Raw genomic sequence first — 1,706 nt, forward strand, 5'->3', positions numbered from 1 at the left:
TCGCGGCTGACCTGGTTCGGTGCGGGTGCGAGTTCAATACTGGCGATTTCATTCAGAGGTACAAATCCCGGTTCGGTTTTTATCGGCACCGGTAAGCGTTCCAATACGGATAAATCATTGCGCAAATTTTCCGGCAAGCGCACAACTAATTCAAAACGGCGGTCGCCTTCGTAAATTAATCCTGCGCTTTCACCCGCAATTGCGGTGGCAACAAAATCTTGTAATTTATTAACTGTTAAACCATAGGCAGCGAGTTGGTCGCGTTTTGGTGTGACGGTTAATACGGGCAAGCCAGTCACCTGTTCCATGCGTGCATCGGCTGCGCCGGGAATTTTTTCCAGAACCTCCAAAATTTCCGCTGCAGATGTTTGTAGTTGTTCAAGATCATCACCAATGACTTTAATACCTAAATCCGAGCGCACGCCGGAGATAAGTTCGTTAAAACGCATCTGGATTGGTTGGGTGAATTCGTAATTATTGCCAGGCAATTCGCGCACGGCAGTTTCAATCGCTTCCACCAAATCCGCTTTTTCGCGTTTGGGATTGGGCCATTCACTGCGCGGTTTGAAAATCACATAGTTATCGGCAACCGAAGGTGGCATGGGGTCAGTGGCGATATCAGCGGTGCCGATTTTTGCAAAGACTTTATCCACTTCCGGAAATTGTTTGATGCGCGCTTCGAGCAAAGTTTGCATCGCTACGGCTTGATCCAAACCAGTGCCGGGGATGCGCAGCGCGTGCAGTGCTATATCGCCCTCATCCAGTTGCGGAATAAATTCCGAACCTAAACGCGTGGAGAGCCAGAGGCTAAATATCACCAACACAACTGAACCGCCCAATACCAGACTGCGTTGTTTAAAGGCGCCCAGCAATAGTGGTTGATAGAGTTTTTTTGTCGCTTGCATAAAACGGTTTTCATGTTCGGCGATTTTGCCATTCATGATTAATGCAATGGCAGCAGGCACAAAAGTGAGTGACAGAATTAATGCGGCGGTTAAGGCAATCACCACAGTAATCGCCATAGGGTGAAACATTTTTCCCTCCACGCCGGTGAGGGTAAAAATCGGCAAGTACACCAGGGTGATAATGCCCACCCCAAATAAACTCGGGCGAATCACTTCGCTGGTAGCTTCATAGGCGAGTTGCAAACGCTCTTTTAATTCAAGGTTGCCGTTTCGTTGTGCTTCACCCAACCTGCGAATGCAGTTCTCTACAATAATCACGGCACCGTCCACAATTAAACCAAAATCTAACGCGCCCAAACTCATCAGGTTGGCAGACACACCGGCTTCCACCATACCAGTAATCGTCATTAACATGGTAATGGGAATTACCGCCGCGGTAATTAATGCTGCGCGCAAATTGCCGAGCAATAAAAATAAAACGGCGATTACCAGTAATGCGCCTTCAAGCAGATTTTTTTGTACTGTGCTGATGGTTTTATCGACTAGTTGTGTACGGTCATAAACCGCAACTGCACGAACACCTTCCGGCAATGAGCGATTAATCTCTTCCAATTTAATCGCCAATGCGCGCGCGACAGTGCGTGAGTTTTCACCTTTGAGCATTAGCGCTGTGCCGAGTACAGTTTCGCGGCCATTTTGTGTTGCTGCACCGGTGCGCAATTCTTTGCCAACGGCTACTTGCGCGAGATCGCCAATGCGCACGGCGACGCCTTTGGGGTTGCTGACAATCAAATTTTCGAT

1 protein-coding gene is annotated in these 1,706 nt (G+C 48.4%); it reads right to left on the reverse strand.

Annotated features, from left to right (window positions below; genetic code table 11):
* Nucleotides 1–1,706 (reverse strand): efflux RND transporter permease subunit (locus ACWA6V_RS21245; protein WP_449524349.1); only part of this gene is annotated, 1,706 nt, incomplete at both ends.

Source organism: Cellvibrio sp., from assembly GCF_053579595.1.